This window comes from Roseomonas marmotae (genome assembly GCF_017654485.1).
GTDB classification, from domain to species: domain Bacteria; phylum Pseudomonadota; class Alphaproteobacteria; order Acetobacterales; family Acetobacteraceae; genus Pseudoroseomonas; species Pseudoroseomonas marmotae.
Genome location: NZ_CP061095.1, coordinates 104,956 through 125,734, shown reverse-complemented (window position 1 = coordinate 125,734; position 20,779 = coordinate 104,956). Strand labels below are relative to the sequence as shown.

The window sequence follows — 20,779 nt, the reverse complement described above, 5'->3', positions numbered from 1 at the left end:
CGCGCGTCGTTCCTTCACATGTGTCCGCCCCTGCCCCAGTGCCAGTGCGGCGGCCTCATTCCCGCAACGTCTCCGCCAGGGCCGTGAAAATCCCCTCGGCCGGGATGTCCCGGCGCGTCGGCGCCTGGGAGCGACGGTCGCTGCGCCAGAGCAGCCAATCCGTGCGCCGGTCGGTCCAGGTGGTGGCGCCGGGCAGCGCGGGCTGGTGGTCGCCATAGACGCAGAGCAGCAGCGGCCGGTCCAGCCGCGCCGCCGCATCGGCCAGGCGGCCGAGCATCGCATCGGCGTCGCGCAGATGCGCCAGCCAACCCGCGCGCGGGTCCTCCCCCGGCCAGGGGCCATGCGCCTGCATGGTGATGGCGAAGACCAGGGCCGGCCCCGGCGTCGCGGAGAGGTGGTGCAGGACACGCTCCGCCACCGCGGCATCGGCCACATGCACCCCTTTGCGTGCCGCGCCCGCGAAGTGGCGTTGGCTCTCGAACCGCTCGAAGCCCAGCGCCGGCATCACGCGGTGCCGGCCGAAGAAGCGGCGGTCGAAGGGATGCAGCACCAGGGCGCGATAGCCGGCCGCCCGCAGCGTGCGCGGCAGGGAACGCAGCCCCGCCACGGCGAAACGGAAATAGGGGTTGAAGCGGTCCAGCCCCAGCCCGTCCGGCCCGATGCCCGTCAGCGCGGCGAACTCGGCCCGCATGGTATTGGCGCCGAAGCCCGGCACCGTCAGCCGCCCGCGCGCCAGGGCCTCGGCGCCCAGCCGGTCCCAGTGCGGCAGCAGGCCGGGCGGCAGGTCCGGCATGGTCTCGCGAGGGTCCCAGAAGGATTCGGCCTGTACCAGCACCACATGCGGCGCCTTCCCGCCTCCCGCTGGCCGGAAGGCCGGCGGATCGGCGGGATGGGCGGCGCGGCGCGGCCGGCGTTCCGCCCAGGCGACGGAGCGATAGAGCGAAAGGCAGGCGAAGATGCCGAATCGGGCCGTGTCGATGGCGGGGTCGCGGGCCAGGGCGCGGCGCAGGGATTTCGGCGGCATGAGCAGCAGCGCGGCCAGGACCATCGCCAGCGCCAGCAGCGTGGCGCGGAGGGGCCAGCCGAGCCGGGCCTGTGGCTCCAGCATGGCCAGCGTCAGCAACAGCAGCAGGCCGAGGCCCGCGCCGCCGATCACCCAGCCGGTGCCGGCGAATGGCAGGTAGAGGGAGGGGTGCCGCACCACCAGCGGCAGCATGGCGGCATCGCTGAAGACCACGGGCTCATCCAGCACGGCGCGCTTGGTGGCATCGGCCAGGGCCAGGCCGGCCAGGGGCAGGCCGGTGACGAGACCGGTGAGCCAGGGCATGTCGGTCAGCCCCAGCAGCAGCGCCGGCGCCGCGATGGGAAAAGCGATATCCAGCCAGAACGCGTGCCAGCCACGGACCCTGGCGACGCGCCGGCAGGCGAACCAGGCCAGCAGCGGCGGCAGGAAGGCGGGTAGCAGCGAGAAGATCGTGTGCAGAAGCCGTGTCCCTGGCGGTTCGGCTTCATCCTATCGCAGCGGGCGGGGCGGATCAGCCCCCACCCGCCGCGCCGGAATCAGGAGAGCCCGGCCAGCACCTTGGCGGAGGCGCCGGAACGTTCGCCCAGCTTGGCGCCCTTGGTCACCAGGGCCTGGCCTTCCAGACCGCGCGCCTGGGTCTCGATGGCCCGCCGGGCCTCGGCCTCGGCCTCGGCCGGCGGCAGCACCAGCACGCCGCAATCGTCGCAGAGCACGGCGTCGCCCGGCATCACCACCACGCCGCCGATGGCGACGGGCACGTTCATCCGACCGCCAAGGTCGTAGATGCGGGTGGTGATCGGCGCCATGCCGCGGCACCACATCGGGAAGTCGGAGGCCTCGATCTCCTCGATATCCGTGCAGGGGCCATCGACCACGCCGGCCTTGGCGCCGGCCGCCTTGGCGGCCACGGTCACGCCGCCGCCCCAGCAGGCATGGCGGTTGTCGCCCAGCCGGTCTACCACCAGGATGTCGCCGGGGCGCAACAGGCCCAGGGCATGGTGCAGCAGGGTGGAATCGGGACCGGGGATCTGCAGGGTCACGGCGGTGCCGGCCACGCGGCGGCGCAGCAGGCCCTGGATGCCACGGTCAACGAAGCCCCAGTGGCGCCAATGGCCGACGGTGGCCGTCTCGGTCTTCTCCAGCAGCTCCACCACCTCGGCGCTGATCTGGCCCGGCATCGGCTCAACAACATATTTCGGCATCAATTGCGTCCCATGGCGTTCGAGAAACCCATCAGGCGCTCAACGATCAGCACCATCAGGAAGGCGAAGGCGATCAGGCTCATCGCCAGGGCGGCGATCAGCGGGTCGGTTGTCTGCTCCGCGTAGCGGAACATCTCCACCGGCAGGGTCGTCAGGCGCGGCCCGACGAGGAACAGGCTGATGACCGTCTCGTCGAAGCTGACGAGGAAGGTCAGCACGCCGGCGGCGATGGCCCCCGGCGCGGCATTCGGCAGCGTGATGCGCAGCGCCGCCTGGAACGGGGTGGCGCCGAGCGTCCAGGCCGCGGCCTCCAGCTCCTTCGGCACGGCGGCGAAGGCGGTGGTCATGATGCGCGTGGCGAAGGGAATGGCGACGAGGCAATGCCCGAGCACCAGCCCCGGCCAGGTGGCGGCCAGCCCCAGCGGTTGCAGCACCAGCAGGAGGGCCAGGCCCAGCACCAGCGTCGGCAGCAGCAGCGGCGCCGTCAGCATGGCCGCCAGCAGGCCCCGTCCCGGGAATTCCAGCCGGGCGATGGCATAGGCGGCCGGGCCGCCCGCCAGCAGCGCCAGAAGCGCGACCACGGTGGCCAGGATGGCGCTGGTGCCGAGGGCCGACATCATCGCGCCGTTGGAGATCAGCGCCTCATACCAGCGGGTGGAGAAGCCCGGCGGCGGGAAGTTGAGGAAATCGCCCGCGCTGAAGGACAGCACCAGTACCAGCGCGGCCGGCGCCATCAGGACGGCGTAGCCCAGCGTGGCGAAGGCGCGCAGCACCCAGGTCGGCTTCATGCGCGCCTCCCCTGCGTCCAGCCGAAAGCCAGACGCGCCAGCATCAATGTCAGAAGCCCGCCCAGCAGCAGCATCGCCAGCGCGGCCGCCGCCGGCCAGTTCACGCTTTCCAACGCCAGATCATAGATCTCGGTCGCCAGCACGAAGACGCGCCCGCCGCCCATCAGCTTGGGCGTGATGAAGGCGGAGATGCCCAACACCAGGTCCAGCAGCCAGGCCGCCAGCAGCACCGGGGCCGCCAGGGGCAGCGTGACACGGAAGAAGGTCTGCACGCGGTTGGCGCCCAGCGTGGCCGCGGCTTCCTCCAGCCGGCTGTCCAAGCGGCCGAGCCCGGCCAGCAACACCAGCACGGCATAGGGCATCAGGCTTTCCACGAGGCCGATGCGCACGCCGGTCCAGTTGTTGATCATACGGAGCGGCGCATCGGTGATGCCGATGCCCTGCAGCACCACGTTGATCATCCCCTGGTCGCCCAGGATGGCCATCCATCCCACCAGCCGTGCGGTGCCGGAGATCAGCAGCGGCGCGATGCCCATCAGCGCCAGCAGGCCGCGCCAGCGCGGCGAGGCGGCGCGCACCATCAGCGCGACGGGCAGCGCCAGCATCACCGCCACGGCGGAGGAGCTCGCTGAGAGAACCAGCGTGTCCCGCACCAGCTGCCAGGTGAAGTCGTCGCCCAGCAGCCTCGCATAGCTCTCCCCGGTCACCGCCACTTCCATGGCACCGCTTTCCAGCGTGCGGTTCAGGCTGATGCGGAAGAGCGCGGCCAGCGGCCAGAGAAAAGCAAGCCCGAGGATGCAGAGCGCCGGAAGGGCCAGCAGCCAGCCGATCACGCCGCCTCTCCCTGTGCCGGAAAGACCAGCAGGTCACTGGGGCTGAAGGCCAGCCGCAGCGGTGCGCCGGGCTGCATCTCCCGCCAGGCGCCCTCCGTGCCGGCATGGACCTCGGCGGTGACGGGGCCGGCGGCGGTCTGCGCCTCCAGCGAGACGACCTCGCCCGTGTAGACGCGGCGGGCCAGGATGCCGTCCAGCAGGTTGCCGGCACCGGCGGGCGCTGCCTCGCCCGGCCCCAGCAGGCGCACGCGGTGCGGGCGCAGGAAGGCTTCCACCCGCCCGGCCGGCGCGGTGCCCGCGGTACGCAGCGCGGCGCCGCCTTCCGCCCGCAACACGCCGCCGGCTTCCAGCACGCCCTGGATGCGCGCGGCACGACCGACGAAAGTGGCGACGAAGCGCGTCGCCGGGCGCTCGAAGATATCCTCCGGCGCGGCGAGCTGCTCGACCCGGCCGGCATTCATCACCGCCACGAGGTCGGCCATGGCCAGGGCCTCGGTCTGGTCATGGGTGACGAAGACGGCCGTCGTGCCAAGGCGCTGCTGCAACGCGCGGATCTCGTCCCGCACGCCCTCCCGCAGCTTGGCATCCAGCGCCGAGAGCGGCTCGTCCAGCAGCAGCAGGTCGGGCTCGATGGCCAGGGCGCGGGCGAGCGCCACGCGCTGCTGCTGGCCCCCGGAGAGCTGGCGGGGCTTACGCCCGGCCAGGGCGGAGAGGCCTACCAGTTCCAGCGCCGCCTCCGCGCGCGGGCCACGCTCGGCGCGCGGCATGCCCTGCATCTGCAGCCCGAAGGCCACGTTGCCGGCTGCCGTCATATGCGGGAACAGGGCGTAGGACTGGAACACCATGCCCATATGCCGTTTGTGCGGTGGCAGCGCGGTGACATCCTGCCCCGCCACCAGGATGCGGCCGGCATCTGGCGTCTCCAGCCCGGCGATCATGCGCAGCGTGGTGGTCTTGCCGCAGCCCGAGGGGCCCAGCAGGGCCAGCAGCGCGCCGCGTGGAAGGCTCAGCGAGACCTTGTCCACCGCCGGCGCGGGCGCACCGGCATAGTGGCGGACAAGGCCATCCAGCCGCAGATGCGGCGAAGGGTCGGTCTCGGACAAGGTCAGCGCGCCGCCGTGATGACCTCGCGCCGCCAGCGCTGGTTCCAGCTGTCGCGCAGCTTCTGCATCTCCGCCCAGTCGATATTGACGATCCGCTCGCGGTACTGGGGCGCCAGGGCGGTGCGGTTCAGCGCCTCGGGCGAAATCTCCGCCTTGGTGTTGGTGGGGCCGTAGAAGACGCGCTCGGTGAAGGCCTTCTGGGCTTCCGTGCCAAGGGCATAAGCCATGAAGGCGCGCGCCTGGGCCGCGTTCTTGCTGCCGGCGACGACATTGATGGTGTTGATCTGGAAGGCCGTGCCTTCCTTCGGCAGCACCACGCCGACGCGTCCCTTGGACTGCAGGTTCATCAGCTGGGCGCGGGCATTCCAGTTGGTGGTGAAGTCCACCTGCCCGTTCATGACGATGGTCACGGCATCCGGCTTCGGGTCGAAGGTCTGGGTATTGGCCGCGATGGCCTTCAGCGCCGGCAGGGCCTTGGAGATGTCGTTCCACTTGCCGCCATTGGCGTTGGCCAGGATGGCGGTCAGCGCCAGCCCCTGGATGTTAGGCGGCCCGCCGAGGCCGACGCGCCCGCGCCACTGGGGGTCCGCCATGTCGGCGAAGCCCGTCGGCGTGGTCTTCACGTTCTCGGTGTTGTAGATCATGACCAGATTGTCGAAGGTCACGCCGGGCCCGCATTCGCCCCCGGCGTCGCGCGCCTGCTGGGCGATGTCGTTCAGCACCGGCATCTGCGCCGGCGCCACCTTCTCCACCAGCCCCTCGGCACAGGCCAGGGCGGCGGTGGTGGTATCCATGATCACCACATCGACCTGCGGGTCGCCCTTCTGGGCGCGCAGGGTACCGAGCATCTGGGCACTGCCGGGATTGGCGAAATACTGTACCTGTGTCCCGCTGGCCTTTTGGAACGGCTCCACGACAGTCGCGATGTAGTTGTCCCTGAAGACGGCGTCACCGTAAGCCATCACGGTGATCTGGCCATTGCCCTGGGCGGCGGCCGGCACCGCCGCCGCGGCCAGGCTGGCGACGCCAAGCATCGCCCCGATCCATCTTGTCATCTGTTCCGCCCCCTTCTTCGAGGGCCGCATGATGGTCAGGGCTGCGCCGGGCTAGCAACCCGGTATTCGCCGGTCAGCTTGATTTTGGTATCATTCCCGCCCTGTTTTCAGGCGTTTAACGACTGGTCTTGCCCGTTTGGCAGGCATTTTGGCGTCGATACCGGGGACCGGCATCGTGAACTGCGGAAGCATCTGCGGTGCTCTGGGCGATTCGCGCGGCATGAGCCTGAGAAGGCATTTAGTCTCGCTGAGTGGAACTTTCTGTCGCTCTCCGCGCGTGACCGGCAGCTCTGACGGGCGGCCGCGCCTGACATGCCACCGGTCAGATCCATCGCATGCTCTCGGTGACAAATTGTGCAAAACCATCGTCTCGTCGCAAAAAAGCTCACATGGGCGTGACACTCTTATTCCTCTGCCCGGTGGTTTCGGGCATCGTCGCGCCTGCGGATCTGGCCAGGGAGATTGATACGAGTGGCGGAGTTCTGGGCCGATTGGGGGGCACTGGCTTATTTGGCCGCAGCCGCTTGGGCGTTCTTTGAGGGTGAGACTTTCGTGTTACTGGCCGCCGCGGCGGGACGGGCCACCCGCCTGATAGATCCATGGCTGCTGATGTTCTCCGTCTGGATCGGCTCCTTCCTCGGTGACCAGCTCTGGTTCACCCTCGGGCGCAAATACGGCACCCGTGCCGTGCGCAAGATCCCGGGGGCGGAGCGCAAGATGGCCACCGCCATCAGCTTCCTGAACAGATACGGCGTGCTCTTTGTGCTGACCTTCCGCTTTGTCTATGGCGTGCGGAACGTCGCCTCGGCTGCATGCGGCGTCGCGAAGATGCCCTGGTCGCGCTTCGCGGTGCTGAACTTCATCGCCGCCGGACTCTGGGCCTCTTCCTTCGTCGCCGCCGGCTGGTACATCGTCGGCTGGCTGGGGGAGAAGGGCACGCTCTATGCCCTCGGCTCCATCGGCGTGGCGGTGGTGCTCTATCTGGGCGTCCGGCTGGTACAGTACTGGCGCCGGCCTGCGGTCGCGCCGCCGGTCACCGAGAAGACCTGAGCCACCCGGCTCGCCTCAGGGCAGCAGCGCGGCACGGCCGGCCGCCACATGCGCCGCCTCGGCGGTCGGCACGTGAACGCGGCCGCAGAGCACGTCCCGCAAATGCCGCTCCAGCGGGTTCCGCCGGCTATGGGCGTGATTGCCGGCGAGGCCGGCAGCCGTTTCCACCGCGCGGACGGCATTCTCCACCAGCAGCGACTTCAGCGCATGCGCCTCCGCCATCGGTGCGGCTCGGCCGGCATCGAAGTCGCGGGCCAGCGAGGCGATCAGCCGCTTATTGGCTGCCAGCAGGGCCTCGATCTCCCCCATCTTCTCCTGCATCCGTGGCAGCGTGGCCAGCGGTGCCCCCAGCCCCGTCGGCACCCGATGCCGCAGGAAGGTGACGGTCCAGTCGCGCGCCGCCCGCGCGATGCCGGTATAGAGCGCGCCCAGAGTGGCCGCGTTCCAGTTGCCGAAGGCCGGGTCCGGCGCGCCCCAGGCGGCGGGCGGGCGCAGGTCCAGGGCATGATCGCCCGGCAGTGGCACATCCTCGAAGACCACGTCATGGCTGCCGGTCGCCCGCATGCCCAGGTGGTCCCAGCTTTCCTCGATGCGGAGGCCCGGCGCGCCGGCCGGCACAAGCACCAGGCCGATATTCGGCGCCTCGGCATCGTCCCGTGCCCAGACCAGCATCCAGGAAAGACCCGGCGCACCGGTGGAATAAATCTTACGCCCGGAGAGGCGCAAGCTGCCATCGGCCTGGCGGCGGACCAGGGTCCGTGGCAGCCCGCCACGGGAGGGGGAGCCCAGTTCCGGTTCCACCCGCAGCGCATTCATCAACGCACCCTGGCGCACGGCATCCATGCCGACCCGGGCCCGGAGGGCGGGGGACACGCGCTCATTACGAGCCAGCGCCGCCTGTTGCGTCAGCTGCATGGCGAAGATCAGACCCGTGGAGGCGCAGCCTTGCGCGACGAGGCCGATGGCCTCGGCGGCCTCGGCCAGCCCGGCCCCCGCCCCGCCATATGCGCGGGGCACCGTCAGACCGAGGAGCCCGGCCCGGTGCAGGGCGGCGATATTCTCATGTGGGAAGCTGGCCTCGCGGTCGTAGGCCGCGGCCCGCCCGGCGAGTTCCTCGATCAGCGCGGCCGGGTCAGGCGGCAGTGGCGACGTGGCAAGCGCGAGGGACATCGACACACCTTCGGTTCTCGCCCCGCCAGGGAGAGGACCAGCCATGGCCGGGCCATTCCACGGAACGGGATTACCTCCGATGATCAAACCACGATGGAGGAAGAGTCAATCAACAATTCACGCACGAATATCGCGATCCCCCGGCGGTAGCGGCGTCAGCCGGAGGGCTGTGGATCACGGGCGTCAGATCGCCTCGACCGTCGCCGGGCGCAACATGGCCTCAAGCCTCCCGGCTTCCTGCCGCAGCAGAGCGACGACGAAGGGACGCCGCTCCGGCAGAAGCCGTTCCGAAATGGCGGAGCAACTCAAGGCGGCGATCGGCCGCCCCCAGGAGTCCCGTACGGCGACGGCCACCGCCGTCATACCGCTGACGATCACGCCTTCATTCACGGCATAGCCCTGGGCCTGTGTCTCGACGACGCTCCGCCGCAGGTAGTCGTCGGTGATGGGCGCATAACGTCCGACCCGTTCCGGTGCCGTGACGGTGATGGCGCGTTCCACCTCGGCCGCGGGCAAGGCGGCGAGCAGCGCCAGGGCATGGGCACCGCAGCCCAAAGGCCGGATGGCGCCGACGCGGATGGAAGTCGGCAAGATGGGCGAGTCACCCTCCTCCCGCGCCATGCAGTGCACGTGGTGGCCGATCATGACCCCCAGCAGGGCGACATCCCCCGTCTCCTGCGCCACGCGGCGCAGCAAGGGGGTAGCGAAGCCACTGAGATCGAAGCGCTGGGCGGCCGCGCGGCCAATCAGCCAGGCCTGCGGCCCCAGGGTATAGCCACCGGGAAGGGATTGTACCAGCCCCTCAGCCATCAGCCCGCCCAGCAGGCGATGCACGGTGGCCTTGTGCAGGCCGGAAGCGACCGCGAGGTCCGTCAGCCGCCAGCAGCGCATCGGCGCGCCGGCCAGATGCTGCAGCAGGGCTGAGGCGCGGGACAGGGTGCGAAGGCTACTCTCGGACTCGACGGCGATGGGCAAGCGTTTCATCCTCTGAAAGGATGGACGGGACAAATTTTACTGTCCGCTCCCGCCCCCAGCCCCGCAAGCCATAATATGACCGTTTTATACCCAATTTGGCGCGAACTTCAGTGGAATGAATGGAGAAGAGGCAGAATGTCCGATTCCGCGCCACAAGATCTCGTGCATCAGGAGGGGGTTGCGCCTCCGGCCCATCGGCGCCAAGACCCCGCCCGGTCGCTGTTTCCACCCTCTGTTGCCCACCAGGAGAGCCTGTCTTCGGCGGGTTCCTGGCCGTGCCTGTTCTTTCCGCATGCCTGATCTCCGGCAACGAACAGGAAAGATGACAGTTTAGGGGTGTGCTCTGGCGCGGGACTGCCTATGTAAGGCCCCGGCCGCGGAAACGCGTGCCCTCCCCCGACTCCGCATCGCCTGCCCCCGCTCCCTGCGGTGCCAAGGGTGGTGCTTCGCCGTTGGGGTCAGGGTTCCGGTGCGGCATGGCGGGGCGGTCCTCCGCATCCACTTATGAAAGGGCGCGGTTCAGACCATGGACGGGATGTTTACGCAGGCAACGATGGATCAGGACGAGGTGGAGAACGAGCCCGCGCTCCGCGCCCGGACGGGTGCCTTCGAGAATTTCCACGATGGGGCCTGGGGTCGCCGCGAGGGAGATACTCCCGCGGCCGCGCCAAGCAACTGGGTCGGCGAGGATGACGAGGGTCAGCCCGAGCCCGACGAGGAGCTGAACGAGACCGAGGAGGCCGAAGAAGGCACCGAAGCCTCGACAGAGGACGGCGCGGCCACCACGGCGCGCGAGAGCCAGGGCTCGGACGGCAACGTCGACGAAGCCTCGATGAGCCGCACCGATGACCCGGTGCGCATGTTCCTGCGCGAGATGAGCGGCACGGACCTGCTGACCCGTGAGGCGGAGATCGCCGTCGCGCAGCGGATCGAGGCCGGCCGCGACGATATGCTGGCGGGGCTCTGCGAGCATCCCGGCACTTTCACCATGCTGACCTCCTGGTACGACTCCATGATGCAGGGCCAGGTGCCGCTGCGTGACATGGTGGAGGTCGAGGCCATGGCGGCCGCCGATGCGGCGGCTTCCGTCGAGACCAGCCCCGAGGGGGATGAGGCCGAGCCTGGCCTGCATTCCACCCTCGAGGAGAAGATGAAGCCGGAGGTGCTGGCTTCCTTCGAGGCGCTCTTCGCCGCCCGCGCACGCCTGCCGGAGGCTTCCGCCGAGGAAGCGCGGGAGCTCAGGCGCGAGCTGGCGACCCTGCTGGCCAATGTGCACCTGCGCCCGGCCCGGCTGGACCAGCTCGTCGCCACGGTGCGGGAAGCCAAGCGCAAGCTGATGGCGCTGGACGGTCGCGCCTCGCGCGCCGCGCAGGGCTGCGGCGTCTCGGCCACCGACTTCATGCGGATCTGGGACGGCGGCGAGGCCGCGATTCCCGGCGTGCTGAAGCTGGAGAAGCCGCGCCGCCGTGGTGCCCCGGTGATCAACCTGGCCGCGGAGCTGAAGGGCGTCCGTGCCGAGATCGCCAAGCTGGAGGTCGAGAACGGCCTGTCGGCCCCGCGCCTGCGCGAGGTCTGCAATGCCGTGGCCCAGGGCGAGCGCCAGATGCGCCGCGCCAAGGAGGAGCTGGTCCAGGCCAATCTCCGCCTCGTGGTGCATATCGCCAAGCGCTACCGCAACCGCGGCCTGATGTTTGGCGACCTGATCCAGGAAGGCAATATCGGCCTGATGCGCGCGGTCGAGAAGTTCGACTGGCGCCGTGGCTTCAAGTTCGGCACCTACGCCACCTGGTGGGTCCGGCAGGCGATCACGCGTTCGATCGCCGACCAGTCCCGCACCATCCGCGTCCCCGTGCATATGACGGAGACGGCGGCCAAGGTGGCGCGCACCAGCCGCCGCTTCGCCCAGAAGGCCGGCCGCGAGCCGACGCCGGAGGAGCTGGCGGGCGAGCTGGGCATGTCGCCGGACAAGGTCCGCACGGTGCAGCGCCTGGCGCGCGAGCCGATCAGCCTGGAAGCGCCGATCGGCGAAGAGGATGACGGCCGCCTGGGCGACCTGATCGAGGACGAGAACGCGGTGATGCCCTTCGACGCGGCGGCCCGTTCCAGCCTGCGTGACGCGGCGACCAGCGTGCTTTCCGGCCTCAGCCCGCGTGAGGAGCGCATCCTGCGCATGCGCTTCGGCATCGGTGCCGAGAATGAGCATACGCTGGAAGAGGTGGGCCGCACCTTCAACGTGACCCGCGAGCGTATCCGCCAGATCGAGGCGAAGGCGCTGAAGAAGCTTCAGCAGTCCCGGCGGGGCCGGGCGCTGCGCTCCTTTCTGGCGTAAGAGACAAGCAAGGGCGGGATGGGTAACCATCCCGCCCTTCCCTTATCCGGGGATGCGTTCCGCCAGCCGGGCCACCGCGCGGCGCAGGGCGGGCAGGAACAGCTCCTCCACCACCTCATCCGTCGCGCGGCCGGCATGGGCGCCGATATTGATGGCGGCGACGCAGCGTCCCCGCATATCCCGCACGGGCATGGCGACCGAACGCAGGCCCGGCTCCAGCTCCTCGTTCACCAGGGCATAGCCAGCGGCTCGGGCCGTGGCGACGGCGGCGCGCGTGTGCTCCGTCGCCGTTCCCGGCGGCAGCCTGGCCAGGAAAGCCTCCAGCCGCGCTTCCGGCAGGGTCGAGAGCAGCGCCCGGCCGAGCGAGGTGCAATGTGCGGGCAGCCGGCTGCCCACCCCCAGCGACACCGACATGATCCGCCGCGCTGCGCTGCGTGCCACGTAGATCACGTCCGGCCCGTCCAGGATGGCGGCGGAGCAGGATTCCTGCACAGCTTCCCGCACTGCCTCCAGCTCGGGCTGAAGGATCTCCGGCAGGGGCGTGCTGGAGAGATAGGCGCCGCCGAGCCGGAGCACCCTGGGCGTCAGGGTGAAGAACTTCCCGTCGAATTCGGCGTAGCCGAGTTCCTGCAGGGTCAGCAGGCACCGGCGTGCGGCAGCGCGGGTCAGTCCGGTGGCCCGTGCGATGTCGGCGATGCTGGCCTTTGGCCGCAGCGGGCTGAAAGCCTCGATCACCGAAAGGCCCCGCGCCAGGCTGCCGATGGTTTCGGGCTTCTCCGGGAGTGTTCGCATAGCGCACAACGTTGCACGTTCCGCCCAAACAGGTCAATCTCTCGGCAATCGGTCGGGGAGAAGGCGACATGATCGACAAGCAAGTCAGGGACATGGCCGAAGCCATGGCCGGCATCCAGGATGGCGCCACGGTGCTGGTGGGCGGCTTCGGCTCAGTCGGGCAGCCGGATGTGCTGATCGACGGGCTGATCGAGCACGGGGCCAGGGATCTCACCATCGTCGCCAACAACGCCGGCGCGGGGCGCTTGGGACTGGCGCGGCTGCTGGAACTGCGGAGGGCACGGAAGATCATATGCTCCTTCCCCCGCAGCGCCGGATCGGTGGTCTTCGAGGAGCTGTTCCGTAACCACGAGATCGAGCTGGAAGTGGTGCCGCAGGGCACGCTGGCAGAGCGGCTGCGCGCCGCCGGTGCCGGCATCCCGGCCTTCTATACTCCCACCAGCTACGGCACCCTGCTGGCCAGGGGGAAGCCCACCGCCGAGTTCAACGGCAAGCACTGCGTGCTGGAGACGGCGCTGCACGGGGATGTGGCGCTGGTGCAGGCGGAGCTGGCGGATCGATGGGGCAACCTGACCTTCCGCAGCAGCGGCCGAAACTTCAACCCCGTGATGGCCACGGCGGCCAGCCTGACCATCGTCCAGGCCAACCGCATCGTCGAGCTCGGCGGCATCCCGCCTGAGTCCGTCATCACACCCGGAATTTTCGTCAACCGCGTCATCCATGTTCCCGTCGATGGCGAGGGCGTGCAGGAGAAGGCGGCATGAGCGCGACCGAGGCAAACGTGCAGGCACGCTCCCGCCGCCAGATGGCGGAGCGGATGGCGCGCGACATCCCGGAAGGCTGGTATGTCAATCTCGGCATCGGCCTGCCGACCATGGTGGCCGACTACGTGCCGCCGGAGCGCGAGGTTGTCTTCCATTCCGAGAACGGACTGCTGGGCATGGGTCCCGCCCCTGCCCCGGACCAGGCCGACCCCTGGCTGATCAATGCCGGCAAGCAGCAGGTGACGCTGCGGCCCGGCGGCAGCTTCTTTCATCAGGCCGACAGCTTCTCCATCATCCGCGGCGGGCATCTGGATCTCTGCGTCCTTGGCGCCTTCGAGGTGGCGGAGAATGGCGACATCGCCAACTGGGCGACCTCGGCGGCGGATAACGCGCCGGCCGTCGGCGGCGCCATGGACCTTTCCGCCGGAGCCAAGCGGCTCTGGGTGCTCATGGAGCACACCACCAAGGACGGTCAGCCGAAGCTGGTGGAGCAATGCTCTTATCCGCTGACGGCACTGGGCGTCGTGACGCGCATCTATACAAATCTCGCGGTCATCGAAGTGACGCCGAAGGGTTTCGAGGTGCTGGAGATGGTGCCGGGCCTGACGCTGGAGGCACTGCAGGCGCAGACCGGCGCGAAGCTTCACCAGCGCTGACGAGCGGCCGGACGGATATTGAGGGAAGTAATATGACTGAAGCATTCATCTGCGACGCCATTCGGACGCCCATCGGCCGCTATGCCGGCGCCCTGGCCAGCGTGCGCGCGGACGACCTGGCCGCCGTCCCCATCAAGGCGCTGATGGCACGCAACCCCGGCATGGACTGGAGCGCGCTGGACGACGTGATCCTGGGCTGCGCCAACCAGGCGGGCGAGGACAACCGCAACGTCGCCCGCATGGCCTCCCTGCTGGCGGGCATTCCCGATACGGTCGGTGGCACCACCGTCAACCGCCTCTGCGGCTCCGGCATGGATGCCACGGGGATGGCGGCGCGCGCCATCAAATCCGGCGAGGCCGAGCTGATGCTGGCCGGCGGCGTGGAAAGCATGACCCGCGCCCCCTTCGTGCAGGGCAAGAGCGCCGAGGCCTTCGGCCGCGTGGCGGAGATCTATGACACCACCATCGGCTGGCGTTTCGTCAATCCGCTGATGAAGGCGCAATACGGCGTGGATTCCATGCCCGAGACCGCCGAGAACGTCGCCGCCGATTTCCAGATCTCCCGCCAGGATCAGGATCTTTTCGCCTATCGCAGCCAGCAGCGGGCGAAGGCGGCCATGGAGAGCGGGCGCTTCGACGAGGAGATCGTCCCGGTCGAGATCAAGCGCCGCAAGGGCGACCCAATCATCTTCTCCCGCGACGAGCATCCCCGCCCGGAGACGACGCTGGAGGCGCTGGCCAAGCTCGGCACGCCCTTCCGCAAGGAAGGCGGCAGCGTGACCGCCGGCAATGCCTCCGGCGTCAACGACGGTGCCTGCGCCATCCTGGTGGCCAGCGAGGCCGCCGCGGGCCGCTATGGCCTGACGCCGCGCGCGCGGGTGGTGGCCATGGCGACGGCGGGCGTGCCGCCGCGCATCATGGGCTTCGGCCCGGCGCCGGCGACGCGGAAGGTGCTGGAGAAGGCCGGCCTCTCCCTCTCCGAGATCGACGTGATCGAACTGAACGAGGCCTTCGCCAGCCAGGGGCTGGCGGTGATGCGCGACCTGGGCCTCCCCGACGATGCCGAGCATGTGAACCCGAACGGCGGTGCCATCGCCCTGGGGCACCCGCTGGGCATGTCCGGCGCCCGGATCATCCAGACCGCCGTGGCCGAGTTGCATCGCCGCCGGGCGCGTTATGCCCTGGCCACCATGTGCATCGGCGTCGGGCAGGGCATCGCCATCGTGCTTGAGCGGGTCTGACAACCGGTGCGCGAGGGCCGCCCGGCGCGCCGGGCGGCCCTCGCGCGGCATCCCGCCACCGGGGCTTTGGATGCCGGGGCAGCCGGTATAGGCTTTCCGCCTTCATCCCGGGCAACGAGTCCTCCCCATGAGTGCATCCACGAAGCCGCGCGTCGCCTTCATCGGCACCGGCGGCACCATCGCTTCCATCGGCGCGGGGCCCTTCGATACGCTCGACTATGCCGCGACCGGGCAGATGATGCAGGCCGATGAGATCCTGACCCGCTTCCCCGAAGTGCAGGACTGGGCCGATGTGGTGCCGGTGCGCTTCCGCGCGGTTCCCAGCCCGAATATCGCCTTCCCCGAATGGAAGGAGCTGGTGCTGCTCTGCGATCGCCTTGTGGCGGAGGAGCCCGGCCTGGCGGGCATTGTCATCGGCCATGGCACTGCCACGCTGGAAGAGACGGCTTATGCGCTGAACCTGACGCTGAAGGTGCCGGTGCCGGTGGTGCTGGTGGGCTCGCAGCGGCCGGCCTCGGCGCTCTCCAGCGATGCGGGGATGAATCTGGCCAATGCCATCCGTGTGGCGGCCTGCCCGGACGCACGCGGGCTGGGTGTGCTGACGCTTCTCAACGACGAGATCATGGCAGCGCGGGAAGTCACGAAAACCTCCACATTCCGCCTGCAGACTTTCCGTTCTCCCGATTTCGGCGCCCTCGGTCACGCCGATGGCGACGCTGTGGCCTTCTACCGCCGCCCTCTGCGCCGGGCGGCCCCAGACACGGAATTCGACATCCGCGCGCTGGATGCGCTGCCGCGCGTCGATATCGCCTATGCCTATGCGGGGTCGGACGGCACGGCGGTGCGCGCCTTCCTGGCGGCGGGGGCCAAGGGAATCGTCTCGGCTGGCTTCGCCCCCGGTTTCTGTGGCCCCGGCGATGCGGAACCCTTGCAGGAAGCGGCGAAGCGGGGCGTGGTCGTGGTGCAATCGACCCGCGCCGGCAGCGGCCGCACCTTCCGCACGACGAAGCTGCGGCAACAGGGTTTCCTGGTGGCCGATAACCTGACGCCACAGAAGGCGCGCATCCTGCTCTCGCTGGCCCTGACGGTGACGCAGGACCCGCATGAGATCACGCGCATCTTCCGGGAATACTAAGGCCGCGCCGCCGTTTCCTGAGCGCCGGCCGCGTCCTGGCGCTGCTCGGCCTCGCGCACCACGTTGATGGTCCGCAGCAGGCTTGCCGGCGTGACGCTGATCGCCTCGATGCCCAGCGAGACGAGGTATGCGGCGATCTCCGGGTAATTCGCCGGCGCCTCACCGCAGATGCCGATATGGCGGTGGTTGCGCCGCGCGCCACTGACGGCCAGGCGCAACATCTCCAGGACACCCGGGTCGCGCTCGTCGAAGTCGAAGGCCACCGTCGCCGAGTCACGGTCGACGCCAAGCGTCAGCTGCGTCAGGTCGTTCGAGCCGATCGAGAAACCATCGAACAGGGCGGCGAAGCGGTCGATCAGGATCACGTTGTTCGGGATCTCGCACATGACATAGATCTCGAGCCCGCCTTCCCCGCGCTTCAGCCCATGCCGTTCCATTTCGGCCAGCACGCGCTCGGCCTCCTCCAGGCGGCGGCAGAAGGGCACCATGACGCGCAGGTTGGTCAGGCCCAGCCGCTCCCGCACGTAGCGGATGGCGCGGCATTCCAGGGCGAAGGCGGGTGCATAGGCCGGGTGGGCATAGCGAGCGGCACCACGGAAACCCAGCATCGGGTTCTCCTCTGCCGGCTCGAAGCCACGGCCGCCCAGCAGCTGTCCGTATTCGTTGGTCTTGAAGTCCGATAGCCGCAGGATCACCGGCCTCGGGTAGAAGGCGGCGGCGATGGTGCCCACGCCCTCGGCAAGGGTTTGCACGAAGAACTCCTCGGCCGAGGCATGGTGCCGCGCCAGATGCGCGATGGCCTGCCGCTCCTGTGGCGAAGCGACCTTCTCCGGATGGATGCAGGCCATGGGATGCACGCGGATCTGCTCGCTGACGATGAATTCCATGCGCGCCAGCCCGACGCCCGCGCTGGGCAACATGGCGGAGCGGAAAGCGAGCGCCGGATTGGCTAGGTTCAGCATGATCTGGGTGCGCGGCAAGGCCGTGTCATCGGCGGAGACGCGCGTCACCGCGAAGGGGACGGCGCCTTCCAGCACCTCGCCCACCTCGCCCCTGGCACAGCACACCGTCACCTCCGCGCCATCCGCCAGGATATCAGCCGCGCCCGCCGCGCCGACCACGGCCGGCACGCCAAGCTCCCGGGCCACGATGGCGGCATGGCAGGTGCGGCCACCGCGCTCGGTGACGATGGCGGACGCCGTCTTCATCACGGGCTCCCAGTCCGGGCTGGTCGTCTCGGCCACCAGCACCTCGCCGGGCTGGAAGGCGGCGAGATCCCCGGCCCCGCGCACCCGGCGCACGCGGCCGCTGGCGATGCGCTCCCCGACCGATTTGCCGGTCACCAGAACCGGAGCCGTGCCGGTGAGCCTGAAGCTCTCGAAGGAGCCGGCCTTTCGGCGCGAGCCTACCGTCTCCGGCCGGGCCTGCACGATGTAGAGCTGGCCGTCGATGCCATCCTTGGCCCATTCGATATCCATCGGAACGGCCTGCCCCGCCGCGGCCGAGTAATGCCTCTCCACGATCAGCGCCGCTTTCGCGAGGGACAGCACCTCCTCATCGCCGATGCAGAAGCGGTCCTGGTCCTCGGCGGGTGTCGGCAGGTCGACCGTCGCCTGTGCCGATCCGGCTTCGGCATAGACCAGCTTCGTCTGCTTACGGCCAAGGGCGCGGCGCAGCACGGCGCGATGTCCTGCTTCGAAAGTAGGCTTGTGTACGTAGAACTCGTCGGGATCGACCTTGCCCAGCACCACATTCTCGCCCAGCCCATAGGAGCCGGTGACGTAGACGACGTCGCGGAAGCCGGATTCCGTATCGAGCGTGAAGATCACTCCGCTGGCCGCGAGGTCCGAGCGGACCATCTGCATCACGCCGACGGAGAGCGCCACCTTGAAATGATCAAAGCCGTTGTTGAGGCGATACACGACCGCCCGGTCGGTGAAGAGGGATGCACAGCAGCGTCGGTAGGCCTCGATCAGCGCCTCCTCCCCGCGGATGTTCAGAAAGCTCTCGTGCTGGCCGGCGAAACTCGCATTCGGCAGGTCTTCCGCTGTGCCGGAGCTGCGCACCGCCAGTGCCAGGCCGGCGCCGCATTCCTGCAGCAGGCGGCGGTAAGCGCCCAAAATCGCGGCGCGCAGCGGTGCATGGCCGGTGGCTTCGTAGACGATCCGGCGGGCCTCGGCCGAGCAACGAGCCAGGGCCGGGATATCCGAGACGTCCAGCCCGTCCAGCACGGTGTGAAGCGCGGGCCAGGCATTCGCTGCGTCCAGTGCCGCGCGATAGGCATCCGCGGTGACGCAGAAGCCGTTTGGCACGCGGAGACCTGCCGGTGTCAGGCGTCCATAGAGTTCTCCGAGCGAGGCGTTCTTGCCGCCGACCCTCGCCGTATCGCCAAGGCCCACCTGATTGAACCAGAGGATCATTTCGCTTGTGGCCATAGCCTGCACTCCCAGATGTCGTGCCAATCTGGGCTGCATCGCCGCAGACGGCACTGACATTGATCAGGCGAAGCCCCGCATGCGTCGCCGAATCACGCTCGTTGGGCGTTATCAACTTCTTGACTTGAGGGTTCTCGCCTCCTGTGCGTCAAATCCCCCCGTGCCGGTGCAGCCGCGCATCGCGCGGGTCGCAGCGCCCCCGGGACCCCGCTTCGCTCTGACGCCCTCTGGAACCAGCTAGTTGAACATCGACGACCGGAAATCCCGGACAGCATCTTACGTGATTTCACGGAACGTATTTTTCTGGAATAGAGCCTACGCAGCTGTGCCGCGACAGTGCCGCGGTTAGTCTGAGTGTGGAGCGAGCCTATGCAAAACGTCACGCTGGCCACCAGGCCCGCCCCTGGCGTTCCAGCTTCCTTCCCTTTCACGGTCGCGTTGGAGCAGAACAACAGGGCCATTCCCGGACGGCCAGGCCGATACCTCCGTGGCATGGAGATCTATGCAGAGGGCTCCGAGATCAAGAAGCTTTACAAGGTCGTCTCGGGAACGGTTCGCGTATGCCGGATGCTGCCCGATGGACGGCGGTTCATCGTGCTGTTCGCGCTGCCGGGAGAGATCTTCGGCCTCGATGGCGTCCAGCAGCACCGCTTCTCGGCCGAGGCCGTCACAGAGGTCGTCCTGATCGCTTTCGCGCGCAAGGACCTCGATGCCCATATGGGCCGCGAGCCGGTGGCCGCGCAATCCTGGCAGGCCTTCACTTTGGAAAAGCTGGCGATGACACAGGACCGGCTCATCCTGCTGGGATGCCGGAGCGCCACGGAACGGGTGGCTCATTTCCTTCTCGATCTGGCCGACCGCTGTCGGACCCGAGGCAACCGCCTGGAGCTGCCGATGTCGCGATACGACATTGCCGACCACCTCGAGCTTACGGCGGAGACGGTCAGCCGTGTCTTCACCATTCTCCGCAAGGACGGGATGATCGCCATCGAGGACCACCATAACTTGCATCTTCTCGATTACGACAGGCTGGCGGAAGTCGCCGACCTGACAGGCGTGGCCGCCTGAGAGATACACGGCGTTCCGTATCCAGCTGGCCCAACTTCATTGCGACACAGGCGGCCCGCCGGCTGCCCAGCCCAGGAGCAAATCGATGTCGCTGAAAGACATTCTCGTGTGCCTGACGAGCCCTGAGACGGCGCCCGGCATCCTGGACGCGGCCGTATCGCTCGCACGGCGCCATGAGGCGCATGTGACCGCGCTGCATGTGAGCAGCCTGGAATGGCCGCTGCTGGCGGTGGACGGCTTTGTCAGCGCCGACACATGGCAACTGATTCTGGACGAGGCGGAGCAGCTCGCCAGGGAGAAGGCGGAGCAGATCCGCAGGGTCTTCGACGAAGTAACCCGGCGCGAGAACATCCAGGCGGAATGGCGCCTGGAGGAAGGTCTGGTGGCGCAGGTGCTGGTGCAGCAGGCCCGCTACGCCGATATCGCCATCCTCGGCCGCTCGGATGAAGCCGGTACCGAGGCTGAGCTGGCGGAGGCGGTCCTGTTCGACGCGGGCCGCCCGGTGATGCTGCTGCCCCGGACTCCGCCACGCGGCTTCGGTGCTCAGCGGGTGCTGATAGGCTGGAACGGACGGCGTGAGGCAGCGCGCGCGGTCGGTGACGCATTGCCGCTGATCCGCGCCGCGGAGGCAGTGCGGGTGCTGTCCGTCTATGCCCGGCCTGAGGAGCAGGCCGCCAGCCAGGTGCAGACCGAGAACATCGCGCGCCACCTCGCTCGGCATGGCGCAGCAGTGTCCGTGTCCACCGCCATGCTGGGCAGTGGCTTGCTGGCTGAGGACGTGCTGCTGAACGCGGCTGCCGATCTTGGCGCGGACCTGCTGGTGATCGGCGGCTATGGCCATGGCCGGGTGCGGGAGGTGGTACTGGGCGGTGTGACGCGGAGCCTGCTGCACAGCTCGACGATCCCCGTGCTGCTATCGCACTGCCCGCCTTCCATAATAACGCGGCGGCCAGCCCAGAGCGGAAGCACGGCGGCCGCCGCCGGCAGCCACGGTGTGCGATCTCGGCGGCCGCAGCCAGGCCGTGTCGCCGCTCTGTTCGCCCAGCGACAGTGCCGGGGCGAACAGAGCCAGCCCCATGGAGGCATGGTAACCCACGAGATGGGATCACGGGCCACTGGACTTCCCCGGGAGAAGTGGAGAGCGCTCAGGTAAGGTCAT

The 20,779-nt window shown here is 68.9% G+C and carries 18 protein-coding genes; 8 read left to right on the top strand and 10 right to left on the bottom strand.

Annotation, left to right across the window (positions count from 1 at the left end; genetic code table 11):
* Positions 1-55: 55 nt before the first annotated feature.
* The 6 genes from IAI58_RS21095 to IAI58_RS21070 all read right to left on the bottom strand — a co-directional run bounded on the left by IAI58_RS21095 (position 56) and on the right by IAI58_RS21070 (position 6,005).
* Entirely contained in the window at positions 56-1,327 is a 1,272-nt protein-coding gene (locus IAI58_RS21095; RefSeq protein ID WP_207449646.1) for an LTA synthase family protein, read from the bottom strand.
* Between the two features lie 233 nt (positions 1,328-1,560).
* Positions 1,561-2,226, bottom strand: coding sequence for an RraA family protein (locus IAI58_RS21090; protein ID WP_207449648.1), 666 nt, complete (start codon positions 2,224-2,226; stop codon positions 1,561-1,563).
* A complete protein-coding gene (locus IAI58_RS21085; RefSeq protein ID WP_207449650.1) occupies positions 2,226-3,014 on the bottom strand; it encodes an ABC transporter permease in 789 nt (262 codons plus the stop codon). The genes IAI58_RS21090 and IAI58_RS21085 overlap by 1 nt, the downstream gene beginning before the upstream one ends.
* On the bottom strand, positions 3,011-3,847 hold the full coding sequence (locus tag IAI58_RS21080) for an ABC transporter permease (RefSeq protein ID WP_207449652.1): 837 nt from the start codon (positions 3,845-3,847) through the stop codon (positions 3,011-3,013). Before IAI58_RS21080 ends, IAI58_RS21085 begins: the two co-directional genes overlap by 4 nt.
* Positions 3,844-4,950 (bottom strand): ABC transporter ATP-binding protein, encoded by a 1,107-nt coding sequence (locus IAI58_RS21075; RefSeq protein WP_237182978.1) that lies wholly within the window; start codon positions 4,948-4,950, stop codon positions 3,844-3,846. The genes IAI58_RS21080 and IAI58_RS21075 overlap by 4 nt, the downstream gene beginning before the upstream one ends.
* A gap of 2 nt (positions 4,951-4,952) precedes the next feature.
* Positions 4,953-6,005, bottom strand: a complete 1,053-nt coding sequence (locus IAI58_RS21070) for an ABC transporter substrate-binding protein (protein ID WP_207449654.1) — start codon at positions 6,003-6,005, stop codon at positions 4,953-4,955.
* Positions 6,006-6,557: 552 nt separating this feature from the next.
* Between IAI58_RS21070 and IAI58_RS21065 the strand changes: the two genes are divergently transcribed.
* Positions 6,558-7,055, top strand: a complete 498-nt coding sequence (locus IAI58_RS21065; protein ID WP_237182977.1) for a DedA family protein — start codon at positions 6,558-6,560, stop codon at positions 7,053-7,055.
* A gap of 15 nt (positions 7,056-7,070) precedes the next feature.
* Here the strand turns inward: IAI58_RS21065 and IAI58_RS21060 are convergent, their stop codons facing one another.
* Complete coding sequence (locus tag IAI58_RS21060) at positions 7,071-8,225, bottom strand: acyl-CoA dehydrogenase family protein (RefSeq protein ID WP_207449658.1); 1,155 nt, start codon at positions 8,223-8,225, stop codon at positions 7,071-7,073.
* 183 nt (positions 8,226-8,408) lie between these two features.
* Complete coding sequence (locus IAI58_RS21055; RefSeq protein ID WP_207449660.1) at positions 8,409-9,200, bottom strand: IclR family transcriptional regulator; 792 nt, start codon at positions 9,198-9,200, stop codon at positions 8,409-8,411.
* 553 nt (positions 9,201-9,753) lie between these two features.
* On the opposite strand from IAI58_RS21055, the gene rpoD reads away from it, so the two are divergent.
* The gene (gene rpoD, locus IAI58_RS21050; protein ID WP_237182589.1) at positions 9,754-11,529 is read left to right on the top strand and encodes an RNA polymerase sigma factor RpoD; all 1,776 of its coding nucleotides are present in this window, start codon (positions 9,754-9,756) and stop codon (positions 11,527-11,529) included.
* 42 nt (positions 11,530-11,571) lie between these two features.
* On the opposite strand, the gene IAI58_RS21045 is transcribed toward rpoD, so the two are convergent.
* Positions 11,572-12,321 carry an IclR family transcriptional regulator domain-containing protein gene (locus IAI58_RS21045; protein ID WP_207449664.1) on the bottom strand — a complete coding sequence of 250 codons (750 nt, stop codon included), beginning with the start codon at positions 12,319-12,321 and terminating at the stop codon, positions 11,572-11,574.
* A 68-nt stretch (positions 12,322-12,389) separates the two neighbouring features.
* On the opposite strand from IAI58_RS21045, the gene IAI58_RS21040 reads away from it, so the two are divergent.
* The 4 genes from IAI58_RS21040 to IAI58_RS21025 all read left to right on the top strand — a co-directional run bounded on the left by IAI58_RS21040 (position 12,390) and on the right by IAI58_RS21025 (position 16,117).
* On the top strand, positions 12,390-13,085 hold the full coding sequence (locus IAI58_RS21040; protein WP_207449666.1) for a 3-oxoacid CoA-transferase subunit A: 696 nt from the start codon (positions 12,390-12,392) through the stop codon (positions 13,083-13,085).
* Positions 13,082-13,741, top strand: coding sequence for a 3-oxoacid CoA-transferase subunit B (locus tag IAI58_RS21035; protein WP_207449668.1), 660 nt, complete (start codon positions 13,082-13,084; stop codon positions 13,739-13,741). The genes IAI58_RS21040 and IAI58_RS21035 overlap by 4 nt, the downstream gene beginning before the upstream one ends.
* A 32-nt stretch (positions 13,742-13,773) precedes the next feature.
* On the top strand, positions 13,774-14,982 hold the full coding sequence (pcaF, locus tag IAI58_RS21030; RefSeq protein WP_207449670.1) for a 3-oxoadipyl-CoA thiolase: 1,209 nt from the start codon (positions 13,774-13,776) through the stop codon (positions 14,980-14,982).
* A 127-nt stretch (positions 14,983-15,109) separates the two neighbouring features.
* Positions 15,110-16,117, top strand: a complete 1,008-nt coding sequence (locus tag IAI58_RS21025) for an asparaginase (RefSeq protein WP_207449672.1) — start codon at positions 15,110-15,112, stop codon at positions 16,115-16,117.
* Here IAI58_RS21025 and ppsA read toward each other — a convergent pair.
* The gene (gene ppsA, locus IAI58_RS21020) at positions 16,114-18,552 is read right to left on the bottom strand and encodes a phosphoenolpyruvate synthase (protein WP_207449674.1); all 2,439 of its coding nucleotides are present in this window, start codon (positions 18,550-18,552) and stop codon (positions 16,114-16,116) included. The genes IAI58_RS21025 and ppsA overlap by 4 nt on opposite strands.
* A 369-nt stretch (positions 18,553-18,921) precedes the next feature.
* Between ppsA and IAI58_RS21015 the strand changes: the two genes are divergently transcribed.
* Together IAI58_RS21015 and IAI58_RS21010 are read left to right on the top strand one after the other, a co-directional pair.
* On the top strand, positions 18,922-19,620 hold the full coding sequence (locus IAI58_RS21015; protein ID WP_207449676.1) for a helix-turn-helix domain-containing protein: 699 nt from the start codon (positions 18,922-18,924) through the stop codon (positions 19,618-19,620).
* Positions 19,621-19,705: 85 nt separating this feature from the next.
* Entirely contained in the window at positions 19,706-20,773 is a 1,068-nt protein-coding gene (locus IAI58_RS21010; protein WP_207449678.1) for a universal stress protein, read from the top strand.
* Positions 20,774-20,779: the final 6 nt, after the last annotated feature.